This window comes from Hahella sp. CCB-MM4, from assembly GCF_002260525.1.
Taxonomy (GTDB): domain Bacteria; phylum Pseudomonadota; class Gammaproteobacteria; order Pseudomonadales; family Oleiphilaceae; genus Hahella.
Window position 1 is genome coordinate 35,873 of record NZ_MRYI01000004.1, and the last position, 15,906, is coordinate 51,778.

A 15,906-nucleotide genomic window follows, 5' to 3' on the forward strand; every position below is an offset into this window, starting at 1 on the left:
ATATTCTGAGATCGCTATGGGCTGAATTAGATATTTGCCGACGAAGGAGGTTCCGTGCGTTACGAGAAGTTTGTCAGACCTGGTGTTATCGGCCTCTTGGTGCTGGTATCCGGGAATCTGTACGCTGACGAAACGGCGAACCTTTTGGCATTTGAGCAGGACGCTTTCGGCTATTCCGGAACAATAGAGTCCGAAGACATTCCCGTCGTACTGACACCTGCCCGTCTTAAACAGCCCCGCTCGGAAGTACCGGCCACCGTCACTATCATTACCGACACCATGTTGAAAGACTATGGCATACGAAACCTGCATGACGCCTTTCGTCTGGTTCCCGGTATGACAGTCGGCTCAGTGTCTTCCAGTGTCCCCACCGTAAGTTACCATGGCACTAACGCCAGTGAACAAAGACGGCTGCAGGTGCTGGTGGACGGGCGCTCGGTATATCATCCCAATCTGGCTAACGTGGATTGGCTGAATATTCCTGTCGCACTGGAGGATATCGCCCGGATTGAAATCAGCCGTGGCCCCAATGCCGCGGCTTACGGCGCCAATTCCTTTTTAGCCATTATCAACATTATTACCAAACACCCTTACGACACCCATGGCTCCACTGTTTCCTACTGGGACGGCAGCAACGGCTACAACCGCTACTATGGCGCCTATGGCAACGGGAACGAGAAATTTAACTACCGTCTATCAGTAAACGGGAAAAAGGGTAACGGCTTCGATAAGCGGGCTGACGGCTCACCGTTTCTGGACAGTCACGATCTCGACGGATTTAATTTTTTTGGCAATGTCATGCTTTCTCCATCAGACCACCTCAACTTTCAATTGGGTCTGCTCAATGGGGATCATCAATATCACCCCAACGAAGGCGACGGCCAGGTCACGGTTCCGACCAGCGATGAGCGCGACCGCTATGCCTCAATCAAATGGCAGCGTGAAGTCAGCCAGGACCATTTTTTCCATGTACAGGGTTATATCCAGAAGAATATACGGCGCCAGGACTGGATCAACTGCAACCACCCGATACTTTTCAGCAATAACCTGACTCAGCTCGCCAGCCGGAATCCTCGCTATAACAGCATCATGATAGGAGCCCTGGTCGATGGAGATTCAGACTTCTTCAATACAATACTGACAGCTGTCATGAAAGGTGAAAGTACGGGTCTTGGATCGCTGGAAGATGACATGCTGGCCGCTGCCGCAATACAGGAGGCCATTGATTATGGCGGCGACGCGGAGGTCTGCGGACGAATCAATCTGGATATTGAGGAGACCCGGACCGACCTGGAATTCCAGGATACCTATCGTTTCAACGATGAATTCCGTCTGGTTTCGGGTCTCAGCCTGAGAAAAGACCAGTATACCTCTCAAACCTACTTTGGAGGAAGCGGGGAAAACTATCTTAAACGCCTCTTCTTCAACCTTGAGTACCAACAACCGCTTTCATGGGGGCTAAATATCGGCGCCATGGCAGAAGACGATAACGCCAATGGCGCTTATCTCTCCCCAAGAGCTGCAGCCTATTATCATATTGACGAACACCAGACCCTGAGGGCCGTGATTTCCCATGCCATACGTACCCCTGACACCTATGAACAATACGTTAGCTGGAGTTTCACTGCGACAGAGCTTGATCCTCCACTGAATGGACAAACAACCGCCACCACCTTTACCACACAGTCCCCCGGAGGTTTGGATAACGAAAAAATTGTCTCCCGGGAAATCGGCTACTACGTAAACTATCCACGGCTGGGATGGGAAGCAGACATCAAGATCTATGACGATGACATGTGGGATCTGATCAGTGCTCCCCTGCAATATTTCTCCTTTGAGCCGGAAAACAATCTGCATATCGAGCAGAGAGGCGTCGAGTTGGAAACCAGCATCACCCCAATTCCAAGCGATACGGTTCGACTGACCTACGCATATATGGACCAGGATGCAGAGTACACCGGCACGGCCGACTTTCTGTCGGACTATACATCCTTCACCGTGTCGAGACTCTATGACATTGAATCCCGCCTCTCGGCACAGAATTCAGGCAGCCTCGCCTGGGTACATCGGTTTACCACGAATTTCCGTACCACTCTGTTGTATTATGTGGCGGATCAACTGGCCGAATATGACTATCAGCGTTATGATGCAGTCTTGTCATACGAGCGCACCTTTCGCGGCGTGGAAATGGATCTGACGGTAAAACTTGAACACTATCCCAACTCAGATCCGTTTATGTACAGCAATAATAATCTTGATGACCGCAATCACTTATATGTGGGTGTGGGGATGAAGTTCTGATCCGGCAGGAATCAAGGATGACACTGTTGTTGCCATATCAATCAACCAGATTACTCAGTCAGAGACTGACCCGCCTGCATTTTTGGTGGGTTATTCTTCTCAATATTGCTTTCGCCGGTAACGCACATTCCGCTGTCCACATCTATGTGGTAAGCCCTACGGAAAACCAGGTGGCAGAAGCTTTTGTTAAGCGATTTGATACCTTGCGCCCCGAAGCATGGCAGTTATCCAGGGTGTCCACCCCTCCCCCGGCCGCCGACGACCGGGACAAAAGTATCGCCATATGCCTGGGTGAAAAAATGCTGGCCCAGAATTGCACTAGCGCCCCTGAAAGCCTGGTACTTGCACTTTTTGTATCAAAAGATCGTCTGGACGATTACCAGGCAAAGCTTAAGGCATTCAAGCTAAGCGGCATTTACCTCGACGCGCCACTGCAACGCCAGGCAGAGCTGACCCGGCTCTTGCTTCCAGGAGTCACCCAGGCCGCCATTCTGAGTTCGCAACCCATAACACTGCCCATACAAGAAGCCGCCGGACAAACGTTCACCGTTTATCAGCTAGACACCGATGAAGGTCTTCCGCGCCTCTTAAACCGGGCGCTGGAAAAGAGTGACTATATCCTCGGCATTCCCGATTTCAGTATTTACAACGGCAGGCAGATTCGACAGATTCTTTTGACTGCCTATCGCCACAATAAAGTGTTGATCGGGCCTTCACTGGCTTTTGTCAATGCTGGAGGGCTGGCGACCACCTACTCAACAGCTGAGGATTATGCTCATCAGACTGTAGAGATGATCAACTCGTTTCTGAATGATGGCAAAGTACCGGAGCCGGTCTTTGCCAAATATTTTGCAGTGGCTGTAAACCGGCAGGTTGCCAGGTCTCTGAATTTAATTGTTCCCGACGCAGAAGCGTTGCAAACCAAGTTAGAGTTACTCGAGGCTCAACCATGAGTAAGCGTCCCCGGCAATGGAGTATATACAGGAAATCCCTGTTCCTTGGCCTGATCCCAAGCGGATTGATGTTTGTATGCCTGCTGTTCTTCTTTACCTCAGCCCGTTTGACAGAAACCAAATCGGACCTGATACAGCGCGGCCAACTGATTGCTGACCAACTTGCCATCAGCTCGGAATACAATGTCATTTCTGGAAACTTACGTGCCCTCCGGGACTTAATCGGAAAAGTGGCTGACTCCGAAATTGTTCATCAAATTCGTGTTTTGGATATGCTCGGCGATACCCTCGCCACCGCCAAAGGTTCCGGATTTGACGCCGACCGCGATTCCTTAATCGTCCTTTCCGCAGATATTGTCCAAGCCAAAATTGAATTGCCTGAAGACACGTTTTCCAGCTTCATCGATGACAGCCGTCGGCGCTCGCGCCCCATTACAGTAGGACGAATTGAAGTCAGTCTGAACGAGCAATCGATTATCGACGGCCAGAACAGAATTCTCTTCAGTTCCGCAGCGGTGGCCTCGCTGTTATTTCTTCTGACTTTCCTGGTTGTTAGAAATATGGCCCGCAGCATTGCCGACCCCATCGAAGTCCTCACGCAACAGGTGGAACAGATCAAGGACGGCGACTATGAGACCCGGGTGCCGGAAATCAAAGGACAGGAACTTTCCCAGCTAAGGGACAGCATCAATCGTCTGGCCCTGGAGCTGGACAATGCCCGTACAGAACATCAAAAGCATATCGTGGAGACCGAAAAGGCCCGTATAGAAGCAGAGTCCGCCAGTCGGGCAAAAAGTGAGTTTCTGGCGATCATGAGTCACGAACTCCGAACCCCCATCAATGGTGTTCTGGGTATGCTTCAGCTCCTGAAGGAAACCAGTTTAAGTAATGAGCAAAGCGAATTCGCCAATATTGCTGAGAGGTCCACAGAACAGCTAACGACGGTGATCGACGACATTCTCGATTACTCCAAAATGGAACGGGGACGCCTTTCAATCGACCTGATTGAATTCAACCTTAAAAACCTGATTCATGATACCGTTAACTCACTGCGGCCCAAGCTCGAAGAAAAAGGGCTGCACTACGAAGAAGTCTTTATCGGCCCTCTTCAAGATGCTCTGGTGACCTCAGATCCAGGCAGACTACGTCAGGTGCTTGCCAATATTTTCAACAACGCCATTAAGTTCACCGAACAGGGGCATATACGTCTTCAAGCCACCTGGTCGGAACTGGGGCCCAATAAGCTGATGTTTACCTGCAGCATTGAGGACAGTGGCATCGGCATTGCCCGGGAACAACAAAAGCACATGTTTAATTCGTTCTCCCAGGTCGATCAGAGCCCTTCACGTCGCTATGGGGGAACCGGTCTGGGCCTATCCATTGCCAAGCGCATTCTGGAACTCCTGCAGGGACGAATTGAAGTGGAAAGTGAGCTGGAAAAAGGCAGCCTTTTCACCTTCAGCCTGGAGCTGCATTACCGTCATAGCAGCTTTTCCCCAAATTCCCACGCTTCCGTGAGTCAGCGCAAAATTCGCGGACGGGCACTGGTTGTGGAAGATAATCTGGTCAATCAGAAAGTGGCTGCTGCGATGTTGGAGAAGTTGGGGCTGGAGACAGAGCTGGCCCAGAATGGGGAGGAAGCGCTCAAGCGTTTCAAGTCCAACCGTTACGATCTGATATTCATGGATTGTCAGATGCCCGTGATGGACGGTTTTCAAGCCACCAGAGCAATTCGCAGCTATGAAAGGAGTTCAAGCTTTGTCAGCGCCACCCCGATCATCGCCATAACGGCCAATGCCATGGACGGGGTCACCGAGCAGTGTATGGACGCCGGCATGAATGACTACCTGGCCAAACCGATTAAGAAGGATCAATTGGAAGAATGCATCAAGAACTGGCTGGACAAGCCGAAACCGGAAAACACCCCTGCGTCCTGAGAAACAGTGGCTTTCCGGCCTGAACGCTCATTCTCTGCCCAAGAGCTTCGCTTGCTCTAAAGGGAGACTCTGTCGTTCTGCCTATCTCCCCTTGTCGCTCTTTCTATCCTCTTCAATCGATCCACATGGCAGGCCTTAATCCTTCACTTTAAAGGCTTAATCGCCAACCGGCTCCCGCATAGTGACATATTCTTCGGCACTGGAAGGATGAATCCCGATTGTAGTATCGAAAATCTTCTTGGTTGCCCCTGCCCTGATCGCAATGGCGATTCCCTGAATAATTTCCGCTGCGTCCGGGCCCACCATATGGGCAGCGATAACTTTATCGGTGGCACCATCCACCAATAGTTTCATCATCGTCCTTTCCTGATTGCCACTGACAGTATTCTTCAGAGCCCGAAAAGCAGAACGGTATACTTTTAACTGCGGGAATTGCTGTCTGGCCTCTTCCTCCGTCGGCCCGACAGTGGCAACGCTGGGTTGTGAGAATACGGCGGTGGGAATTCTGACGTAATCAACCCCTACCGGATCGCCTCCAAAGAGCTTGTTGGCAACGTACATACCTTCTGCCAGCGCCACAGGCGTTAACTGCATCCGATTGATAACGTCGCCGACGGCATAGATACCCGGGACGTTAGTCTGGTAATCCTCGTTTACCAATATCTCGCCATCAGCCCCCAAGGCAACACCAGCCAAATCGAGACCCAGATCCTGGGTAAGTGGCTTTCTTCCGGTGGCATACAATACCAGCCCGGTGGACAGCTCTTCTCCGGAATTCAATTTGAGCCGATATTCTTTTTCCGAGAGTTTCTCCATTGATTCAATACTGGTGGACAGATGGACCTTAATCCCTTTGCGATCGAGCTCTTCTGCCAGATGATGGCGTACATCTCCATCAAATCGCTTCAGCAGACTGGACCCACGATAGATCAAGTGGGTAGACACCCCAAGCCCGGCAAGAATGCCGGCGAACTCTACCGCGATATATCCTCCGCCAACCACAACTGCGTGGGTAGGCAGAGAATCCAGGTAAAACATATGATCAGAAATCAGAGCATGCTCACTGCCGGGAAAATCAGGCTTGAATGGATAGCTGCCTGTGGCGATCAGGATATTCTTTGCCCTTAACGTCTCACCATTGACTTCCACCGTATTCGGTGAACTTATCCGCCCACGACCGTTATAGATAGTCACCCCGGCATTCTTCAGCAGATTTTCATAAATACCGTTGAGGCGGGCAATTTCGGCGTTCTTATTCTCCACCAGGGTTGGCCAGTCAAACTGGGTTGACTGCGTGCTCCAACCAAAACGGTGTGCATCATGAAAATCCTCCCCATAGTGAGAGGCGTAGACAAACAGCTTTTTAGGAACGCATCCGACATTCACACAAGTACCGCCGTAAAAGCGCTCTTCAATAATGGCAACCTTGGCGCCTTTCTGTGCTGACATTCGGGCGCAACGAACCCCACCGGATCCTGCTCCGATGACAATTAGATCATACATTCTCAGACTCTCTCTGGTGCCTTGAACAGTCCTGCCAAACAGATTACAGACAGGACTTGAATAGCACTGCTTCGGTGATATTGCCCAGGCGAACCTCACCCACTTTTTTGAATCCCAAAGTCTGGTAGAAACGGATATAACGGGCATTTCCCGTGTCCAACCCGATTCCTGAGGACTTTGGACTTTGTTTGCAGATACCTTCTACAACTTTCATCAGTGATCGTCCGTAACCTCTTCCCTGGTACTTCGGATGTACACCGATAAACGGCAAATGATGGTGTGTATCTTCAGGCAGACAGGCATGGACTTGTTCGTGGTAGTCCATAAACCTTTTGGTGGATGACAATCCGGCGGTCAGCATCATCCGGATTCGCCAGTTGAATTGATCAGCCAGACTGAATCTGGCCTCCGGACTACCAATAAACGCGACGGCGGACAGTGTCTCTCCGTCAACCAGTCCTATTGCTTCCTGGTCGTGGGCAAAGTGTAACTCCAAACCCTCCCTGATCGTCGCACGGACCCGTTGGTCATAACCCGGTCGTGATGCATCAAACAGGTACTGGAAAGTCGGCTCATGGCGGTACGCGTGAAACAAAATGGACTTGGCTTCAGACAACGCGCTACGGTCGAGTTTTACCAGTTGGGTCTCATCTACGATTTCCCCAATCATATTTTGTCTCCTGAATGCTAATATTATTTTTATAATTAAACGGCTTACAATCCCTCTAAGCTCAATGCAGTTTTCTATTGGCTGCTCCAATACTGTCCTTTCAGATGACAATTCCCCCTCACTTGAGAACGGCATCCCAACAGGATTATTTATAGCAGACTCAGAAGCATACGACCTAAGTCTAACTAACGCTGATCTTCTCGATATTAAAACCTTTAGATGGTTAAAGAAAGCCTTGCACTGACTTCACCAGGCTGATCACTCTTATCAATATTCACCTGCTCAGCCTTAACCCCGTACTTGGCCTCAAGATCACTTACCCACAACATCATCTGGTTAAATGACACTTTATCCAGCCAAACGTTCACTTTGTCGTCACCGCGAGGTTCAAATCTCTGCAATTCAATTTTGAACTTCTGGGCCGTCGAGCTGATGGTCGATAACAAAGACTGGCCGCTTAGGTTACCCTTGGACTGAGAGTTCTGGTTTTTGGCAATCGCCCGGGCTCTGGCTTCATTTTCCTTCATCCAGACCAGATCCTTGTAACCCTGCTCTGCGGATGTTTTGGCGTTATTCAGATTCGATTGCACCGGCACCCAGATCATCATATACACCATGAATATCGCCACTGCGACTGAGAGCCATTTCAGAGATGCCTGATCCCTTGACGGCAGGGCGTAATACCAGGTCGATGCTTTTGCCAGGGCTGGAAACTTCCTTAACAACTGCCCCATATCAAGATCCTCCCTTGATCGTTAACTTGCCACGTACATAGCCTTGCTCTCTGATGGCTGAGCCGATACCCACTTCATACCCCTGCTGCACCAAAGCCTGCTTATAACGATCCAGATCATCAAGACTGGGAGCCCTGACTTCAATAGCAAGCTCACCTCTCTGATCACTATATTGGAGGTTGTTGAAAGCCATATTTGCCTTCTGTGGCTGCAGAGACACCTGATAACCAGCCTCGCCCAATAAACTCAGGAATCCGGCACCGGATTGACTGTTGGCCGCATTGGTCAGCTTCCCTTCCAACTGGCGCTTCGGATTGGCTACCGTTCTTTCACCGGGGAACATTCTTTTATATAGCGCCAGGGACTGCTCCCGATATTCACCGGCCTGATTCTTATAGATATATGCCTGGGTTAAATCGAATCCGATCTGGATCACGAACCATGCACAAGCCACCGCAGCCACGGGCCACCAGCGCTTGATCCCCGAAGAAGAGCGTGTGGTATTGGGAGCAAAGTCACCTTGACAGACATTGTCCAGATCCTGATTGACAAAATATGAGGCACATAGCAGCTCAAAGGTGCTCAACTCGTGGGTTTCAATGGTTGGCAGAATATTGTCGATATGCTCCAGCTGAGCCAGTATGACCTGGTAGGTTTCTCTCTCTTTTTGCTCGATCAGAACTTTGAGCGTCAGCTCCTCTTCTGTCGTCTGCCCTCTCAGCTCCAGAAACGGCGGTAAGTTCTGGTGATGCATTCTAAGAACGGTCTGACCTTTTTCGTATACCAGTACATCTGCACCGTCAAACACCACCGTGATGGCCGCCCCCTCAGTGGCGGCCAACTGCGCATCGACATAAATACCGTACAGCGGAAAGCCAATGCCTTTGGCCAGGTCATACCATTCTTGCATTCTGGCGTCACTGATCAGCATCACGGGATATTCTTCCCGGGATAACTTGGTTCCCAAAACCAGGTGCATCGACTCAATGTCTTCAGCGACATTTTCTTCGATAGCGTACGGCAGAGCCTGACGGACATAGCGGCTCTGCTTGGCGGGGATATTCGCCACGCAATAACTGAAGTCGCTCGCGGGCACAATAAAGTGCACCCAGACGTCCTCCAGAGCATGCTGTGAAACGATGTCCTTCAGCTCGTCAGCAGTGGCAGTGCCGGCACCGATTCTCTCGCCGCCGTATGAATACAAAGCCCAATCAAGCCTTTCCGGCTGTTCGTCTACCGGGGGTATCGGGCGAATAAATAGTTTTATTGTCATATGTGTTTTAAGTACTTATAAACCAAACCGCTGAGTTCCATGACAGGCGGCGCTGAAAACAAACTCTGTTTTCTACTCCGGCACGTATACCTGTTTGGTGACCTCTTCCTTTTTTCCAAAATCCCGCCGGAGTACGCTGGTCTTTCCCTCGGAGTCCCGATATATCATGGATACCAGCCGTGTTATCCGGTCATTAAATACTGATTTAACGTGAACTTCAAAGTATTCAGAATTGACCTTAAAGTCCTCTGTAGAAAGCTTTTTCCCCGCCAGGGCTTCCATCGTCAGGAAATCCTCCACTGACTTGAATCCCTTATCCTCTTCTCTCTGACTGATGATGCTTTCAGCCTCATCCTGCGTCAGATCCGGGATATAGGCCCTTAACACCTTTGCCTTGGCAGTGTTGATATTGATTGAAGCGGTGGAATTCGGCAGCACTACCACAAGATCCTTGAGTTCATCAAAAGTCTCCTTGGTCATTCCGTCAATCAGCCACAATTCCGACAAATCGTTAAAGTAGGTATTCGCTGTTCTATAAGGCGGATCCTTTAGCAGGTATGTCTCGTCCTCCGCCCCTTTCAACTGGTATATCTGATCGTCGGTATCGATCCAGTCCACAAACTTCTCAACCGTCAGATCCGGATTAATCTCATCCAGACTTTCCAGAAGCCGCTGAAAGCGTTCAACGGCAGCTTTGCTGACCAGGCTCGTATCATCTTTATTGGTCACAAGACTGTTGATATTGAATCTGCCGGTAAGGTCATCAATCTGCCCCTGTATCCCCACATTCGTGTCTACAGGAATTTGAATGGCATACTGGCCCCAGGGTTCGTCTTCCATATCATATTCATGATCAACCAGAGCCTTGTCCTTCTGATCATTATCCCAGTCCTGCTTCAGAATCACCCGTGCATAGGTCTCAGCGGCGATACTATACTGCCGGCCCTGGTCCTGGCCGAGGATATTGGAGGTTCGGCGTATATCGATGTAATGTTCCGAGAACATCCCTGCCACCAGCAAAGAGACCAGTGCCACCACAAATATCACGATCAACGCTGCCATTCCGGACTGGCGATAAAAACCTGCAATACTGGCTGCTTTTGAAAAAAAGGCGCTATCGTCGGTAATCGACTTGCCTTTCTTTCGCATCTTCAGAGGGCCAGACAACAAAATCACTTGATCTTATCTCCGGGGTCTTTAGAGTCACCGCCGCCAGGATCATCTCTTCCTGAGCCTGAATCATTTCCCTTATCCGAATCCACGACAACAGGCATTGAAGCTCCAGCGATGTAGTATAACCGGCGAATATGACCGAACATTTTATGTGTAAATTCAAATTCAACCGCTTTGGGCAGAGCATGGTAAGGATCTGATTCTGAGTTCACCAACTGGGCCTGCGGTGGCCACTGCTCGCTCCACTCATTGTCGTTATCCAGGAAGCGGAACTTAACGTCTTCCACACTTTCCATCAGTTTCTGGCGCAACGGTTTACTATCCTGAGCCCGGTCAAGTACATCCCAGTAAACCCGGTAGAGATCATCTTCTTCCATCTCGTAACTGACGCGCTGCAGCTGACTCCTGGGTAATACCTCAGTATCCTCGTCCATCAGGGCCAACAGGGACTTGGGATCACGCCAGCCCGTTCTGGTGAACTCCACCAGAGATAGGGCATTCAAATTGCTGAGTGCGTAAAACTCATCGCCATATTCTCCCCGCACACTCCTGGCCACCACCTGACTGATATCGTATTCAATAATTCGCTGACTTTTCTGCAACTGCTCCAGGATCTCGCCCCGGTCCTCGGTGGAGTTTTTGGTCCTTACCCCCTGATTCAAGAGATAGAAGGCACCTGTCCCCAACATGGCGGTAATGGTTATGGCGATGAGGATTTCCAGCAGTGTAAAGCCCCTCATGGAGTGGGCTGGTCCTGAGCCGTATTCTGCTGAAGAAGAACACCCTTTAGTTATCTCTGTACAGTTAGCAATCTCTGTGCAATTAGCCATCTCGGTACAGTTAGCCATCTCTGTGCAATTAGTCATCTCTGTACAATCCTGGCGACTCATGGCGCACCGATAAAGCTGGTCACTGTCGTGACGGGTTTGACATTGATATTGTCAGACATATATACGTTGACACTGACCTCTACCCGACGCATTAACGGGTTGGGCGTATTGATGATGGCTTCCTTGATCTGCCAGTGACGACCGGCATAGTCCAGATCTTCCTTCTTCTCACCGGCCTTGGGAAACTCATTCATGATGAGGATTTCATTGACCCTGTTTTCCGCAATCCAGTTTCCGAAGGTCTTTTCCTCAAGTCGCTCCTGTTGATGAAGCACTTGAGACATGCCGCTCATCAAAGCCGTGGCGCTGATGGCAAAGATAAGCAAAGCCACCAGGACTTCCAGCAGAGTGAATCCACTTTGATCCGCCAGGAGAGCAAATCTCCTTTGGCCAGACAATCGCCTGAATCCTCTTTGATCAGGCATCATCCTGAGGCTCCACTAGAGAAATTCCATTCAGACCGTCCGAGGAGAGCGTGTACTTCAGGTCTTCGCCTTGCTTGATTTTCAGGGTCAAGGTGAAAGGTGTGCTCTCACCACTGGACAAAAACATAATCTGGGGCAGGAATTGTGGTTTGGTTGACTGGCCAGTCTGCTTCAGTTTGAATTCCTTGTTCAACTCACTGAAATCCAGCTCCATCCAGTCAGGAAAGGTTCGAGCCTTGAGGAAGTCCTGTGGCAGCTCTTCCCACTTCAACTCCTCTTCATTCAACGCCTTGAATTCGTAACCTTCTTCATCAATCCGAACACCAATCTCCACATTCTGGAAGACGGCTTCCTCCTGTGTGAGCTGCAGAATAGCGAGAAGTTTTCTGGATTCATTCTCCAACATCCGGTGTTCTTTATTGCCGCCGACGACCAGCGTCGCCATGCTGACCACCATTCCGATAATCAGCATGACCACCAGGATCTCAATGAGGGTAAACCCTCTTTGTGAGAATGAGCTGTTCCTTTTACCTATGGTGGTCATATCTGAATCGGCGGTCATATCTGCATCAAATCTTATTCGACGTTCCAGTTGCCGACATCGGCATCATAGCCTTCGCCGCCATCCTGACCGTCAGCACCTTGGGAATAGACATCAAAAGGTCCATTCACCCCCGGGCTGATATAAACGTAGTCACGATCCCATGGGTCTTTGGGCAGACGCTGGATGTAACCGTCCGAATTCCAGTTCTTCGCTTCAGGAAAACCTGAAGGCTTGGTGACCAGAGCCTGCAGTCCCTGTTCAGTGCTTGGGTAGCTGAAGTTGTCCAGCTTATATAGATCCAGGGCGTTTGACAGCGTGCGGACATCCTGCTTGGCCACCGTCACTTTGGCCTGATCGGTACGGCCCAGTATCTGTGGCGCAATGGCTGCAACCAGCATCCCCAGGATAACCAGAACCACCATGATTTCGATCAAGGTAAAACCTGATGATTTTTCCTTAGTGGATGCCAGGCTTTTCATAAATGACGGGCTTTTTATAGATGACGGGCTCTTCATGAATGGCAAGCTCCCAGACTTCTTCCGCTGTAAATTGTTCATGCATTTCCTCTCGATTCAAATCAGATTATCGTTATATCCTTGCCCCGGCCGCTCGCCTTGATTCAGGCTTTATCCGACCAGGTTGCTCATGCTGAGAATCGGCAACATGATTGCCATCACAATGATCAGCACCACGCCCCCCATCAGCAGGAGCATTAGCGGTTCAAACAGACCGATCAACGTTGCCACTTTACTTTGTAAATCGCTTTCCTGGCTGGCGGCAGTACGTTCCAGCATGTCGGCCAGCTCGCCACTGGCTTCCCCGGAAGCGATCATGTGAATCATCATGGGTGGGAAATAGCCTGTGTGTTCCAAAGACTTGTATAGACTCCCACCTTCTTTTACCTTCTGCGCCGCCTCAGCCACTCTGGCTTTCAAATATTGATTCCCCAATACTTCACCGGCAATTCTCATCGCGTCCACCAGGGGAACGCCACTGTTGTTGAGAATACTCAATGTACTGGCGAATCTTGCGGTATTGATACCTCGGGACATTTTTGCCACAAATGGCAAGTGCAATAACTTGTGGTGCACCTGCATCCGAAACTTATCCTTGGTCATGGCGTAACGGAACCCGATACCTGCCACGACAATCAGTCCCACCATGATCAATCCGTAGCTTGCCACCCAGTCGCTCATCGCCAGAATAACCTGGGTCAGAAATGGCAGTTCCTGACCGTTATTCACAAACACTTTGATGATGTCCGGAACCACGTACCCCAACAGGAAGCCCACAATCGATATGGCCACCACACTGAGGATAATTGGATAAATAGCAGCCAGCTGAATCTTTTGCCGACTTTGCTGTCTTTGTTCGGTGTAATCTGCCAGCCGGGTCAGTACCAGATCCAGATGTCCGGCGTGTTCACCTGCCGCGACAGTGGAGCGATAAAGTTCGGGGAACGCACTGGGGAACTCGCCAAAACTGTCGGCCAGGGTAAAACCCTCAAGAACCTTGGCCCTGACGGCCAGCATCATACTGCGAACCTTGGCCTTTTCGCTTTGAGAGGCCACTGCCCCCAGCGCTTCTTCGATCGGAATACCGGATTGGATCAGCGTGGACAACTGTCGGGTAACCAACGCCAGCTCACTGGCACTAAGGCGCCCTTTCCTGGTGGTACGACCCGCTGACCGGGCTTGTTTTTCTGAGGCAATTTCGACTTCCAGGGGAGTCCAGCCCTTCTCCCGCAACTGCTGTCGCACCTGCCGTGGACTGTCCGCTTCCCATACGCCCTTTACTGCCTTGCCCTTAACATCTAGGGCCTTGTAATCAAATGCTGCCATGGATGAGTTCTGTTAAACCGTATTTGTGTACATCCCTGCGGGTAATACGTTATTCCTTGTGGGTCACACGTACCACTTCCTCCACGGAGGTTACCCCGCTGAGGATCTTCCTCACACCATCGGCATGAATGCTCGGGCCTCGATTGCGTGCATTGGCTTCGAGTTCCATTTCCCCCGCCTGTTTGTGAATAAGGTGGCGGAAGCCTTCATCGACCTCGATAGCCTCATAAATACCGATGCGCCCCCGGTATCCAGTGTGGTTACACTCCTTACACCCGTCCGCATGATAGATCTTCGGAGGGTTAGCCGGGTCCACATCCAGGAAATCACACACTTCCTGATCCGGCTCATAAGCTTCTTTACAGTGCTCACATAGAACCCTGACCAGTCGCTGTGCCACCACACCAATCATACTGGAGGATATCAGGAATGGCTCCACGCCCATATCGATCAAACGGGTTACGGCCCCTACCGCACTGTTGGTGTGCAGAGTCGACAGCACCAAGTGACCGGTCAAACTGGCCTGTACGGCAATTTCGGCCGTTTCCAGGTCCCGGATCTCACCAATCATCACAACATCAGGGTCTTGACGCAGAATGGCCCGCAGTCCTCGGGCGAAGGTCATGTCCACTTTGGTGTTGACCTGGGTCTGGCCGATACCCGGGAGGTTATATTCGATAGGATCCTCAACCGTCAGAATATTACGGCTGCGGTCGTTAATGTCAGACAGTCCGGCATAGAGGCTCGTGGTCTTACCGGACCCGGTCGGGCCGGTGACCAGAATAATGCCGTGAGGTTTATGGATAAGCTTCTTGATCAGCTTCAGGTCTCTGGGGTTCATCCCCAGTTTTTCCAATTTCAGACGCCCAGCCTGCTTATCCAGCAAACGTAATACAATTCGCTCTCCATTGGCTGACGGCATGGTGGACACACGAATATCCACTTCCTTACCCCCAACTCTCAGGGAAATACGCCCGTCCTGAGGAATACGCTTCTCTGCGATATCGAGCCGCGCCATAACCTTGATCCGGGATACCAGGAGCGGAGCGAGAGCACGTTTCGGTTTGACCACTTCTCTCAGTACACCGTCGACCCTGAAACGCACCACCAGGTCACGCTCAAAGGTCTCTATATGTATATCCGAAGCGTTCATTTTTACCGCTTCGGTAAGAATCGCGTTAATCAGACGGATAATCGGGGCATCGTCTTCCTGTTCCAGAAGGTCCTCTGTTTCAGGTACCGAATCAGCCAGGGACGCCAGATCCATATCATCACCCAGACCTTCCACCATCTGCATCGCTTCAGCAGAATCATTCTGGTAGGCCTTGGTTATTTCTTCATCGAACTGACCATCGTCTATCTGCCGGAACTCACATTGTCCTCTGACAAAACGATTAACCTCGGCAAATATCTGAGGCTTCAACGCCCTCTTGTAGTAAACCACCTGATGCTGCTCAGCATCCGGCTGGCTTACAAATACCCCGTGGCGCTTGGCAAAAGAGAAAGGAATCCGATACGCCGCGTGGTCACGCGATCCTTGCATAGGAGGACTTTCTTCCTCTTCCAGGGTTGGGATGCTCTCTTCCGTGTCTATGACCTGAGTACTGTTCATGTTCGGATTTCTTTCAGTCTTGCGTGTTTGAAATTCAATGTTTTAAAACG

General features: G+C 50.5%; 14 protein-coding genes. 3 read left to right on the top strand and 11 right to left on the bottom strand.

The annotated features are described in order from the left end of the window. The first annotated feature begins 54 nt into the window (after window positions 1-54). The 3 genes from BTA51_RS09995 to BTA51_RS10005 are packed head-to-tail and all read left to right on the top strand — an operon-like array spanning window position 55 to window position 5,191. On the top strand, window positions 55-2,301 hold the full coding sequence (locus BTA51_RS09995; protein ID WP_094707314.1) for a TonB-dependent siderophore receptor: 2,247 nt from the start codon (window positions 55-57) through the stop codon (window positions 2,299-2,301). Between the two features lie 17 nt (window positions 2,302-2,318). Beyond that, on the top strand, window positions 2,319-3,254 hold the full coding sequence (locus BTA51_RS10000; RefSeq protein ID WP_094707315.1) for a hypothetical protein: 936 nt from the start codon (window positions 2,319-2,321) through the stop codon (window positions 3,252-3,254). Then, a complete protein-coding gene (locus tag BTA51_RS10005) occupies window positions 3,251-5,191 on the top strand; it encodes a response regulator (RefSeq protein WP_094707316.1) in 1,941 nt (646 codons plus the stop codon). The genes BTA51_RS10000 and BTA51_RS10005 overlap by 4 nt, the downstream gene beginning before the upstream one ends. 156 nt (window positions 5,192-5,347) lie before the next feature. Here the strand turns inward: BTA51_RS10005 and gorA are convergent, their stop codons facing one another. The 11 genes from gorA to gspE form a co-directional block, all read right to left on the bottom strand. Then, a complete protein-coding gene (gene gorA, locus BTA51_RS10010) occupies window positions 5,348-6,694 on the bottom strand; it encodes a glutathione-disulfide reductase (RefSeq protein ID WP_094707317.1) in 1,347 nt (448 codons plus the stop codon). Window positions 6,695-6,737: 43 nt separating this feature from the next. Beyond that, window positions 6,738-7,364: an N-acetyltransferase gene (locus BTA51_RS10015; RefSeq protein ID WP_094707318.1), complete on the bottom strand. Its 627-nt coding sequence runs from the start codon at window positions 7,362-7,364 to the stop codon at window positions 6,738-6,740. 215 nt (window positions 7,365-7,579) lie between these two features. Next, window positions 7,580-8,098 (bottom strand): type II secretion system protein GspM, encoded by a 519-nt coding sequence (gene gspM, locus BTA51_RS10020; RefSeq protein WP_094707319.1) that lies wholly within the window; start codon window positions 8,096-8,098, stop codon window positions 7,580-7,582. A 1-nt stretch (window position 8,099) separates the two neighbouring features. Beyond that, window positions 8,100-9,371 (bottom strand): type II secretion system protein GspL, encoded by a 1,272-nt coding sequence (gspL, locus tag BTA51_RS10025; protein WP_094707320.1) that lies wholly within the window; start codon window positions 9,369-9,371, stop codon window positions 8,100-8,102. Window positions 9,372-9,443: 72 nt separating this feature from the next. Next, entirely contained in the window at window positions 9,444-10,547 is a 1,104-nt protein-coding gene (gene gspK, locus BTA51_RS10030) for a type II secretion system minor pseudopilin GspK (RefSeq protein ID WP_246840987.1), read from the bottom strand. Next, window positions 10,544-11,284 carry a type II secretion system minor pseudopilin GspJ gene (gene gspJ, locus BTA51_RS10035; RefSeq protein ID WP_246840988.1) on the bottom strand — a complete coding sequence of 247 codons (741 nt, stop codon included), beginning with the start codon at window positions 11,282-11,284 and terminating at the stop codon, window positions 10,544-10,546. Before gspJ ends, gspK begins: the two co-directional genes overlap by 4 nt. A 146-nt stretch (window positions 11,285-11,430) precedes the next feature. Further along, a complete protein-coding gene (gene gspI, locus BTA51_RS10040; RefSeq protein WP_094707322.1) occupies window positions 11,431-11,862 on the bottom strand; it encodes a type II secretion system minor pseudopilin GspI in 432 nt (143 codons plus the stop codon). Then, window positions 11,852-12,421 (bottom strand): type II secretion system minor pseudopilin GspH, encoded by a 570-nt coding sequence (gene gspH / locus BTA51_RS10045; RefSeq protein ID WP_246840989.1) that lies wholly within the window; start codon window positions 12,419-12,421, stop codon window positions 11,852-11,854. Before gspH ends, gspI begins: the two co-directional genes overlap by 11 nt. Window positions 12,422-12,435: 14 nt before the next feature. Further along, window positions 12,436-12,918 carry a type II secretion system major pseudopilin GspG gene (gspG, locus tag BTA51_RS10050; protein ID WP_371333181.1) on the bottom strand — a complete coding sequence of 161 codons (483 nt, stop codon included), beginning with the start codon at window positions 12,916-12,918 and terminating at the stop codon, window positions 12,436-12,438. A 111-nt stretch (window positions 12,919-13,029) separates the two neighbouring features. Further along, a complete protein-coding gene (gspF, locus tag BTA51_RS10055) occupies window positions 13,030-14,244 on the bottom strand; it encodes a type II secretion system inner membrane protein GspF (RefSeq protein WP_094707324.1) in 1,215 nt (404 codons plus the stop codon). Between the two features lie 49 nt (window positions 14,245-14,293). Next, window positions 14,294-15,856: a type II secretion system ATPase GspE gene (gene gspE / locus BTA51_RS10060; protein ID WP_305794063.1), complete on the bottom strand. Its 1,563-nt coding sequence runs from the start codon at window positions 15,854-15,856 to the stop codon at window positions 14,294-14,296. Window positions 15,857-15,906: the final 50 nt, after the last annotated feature.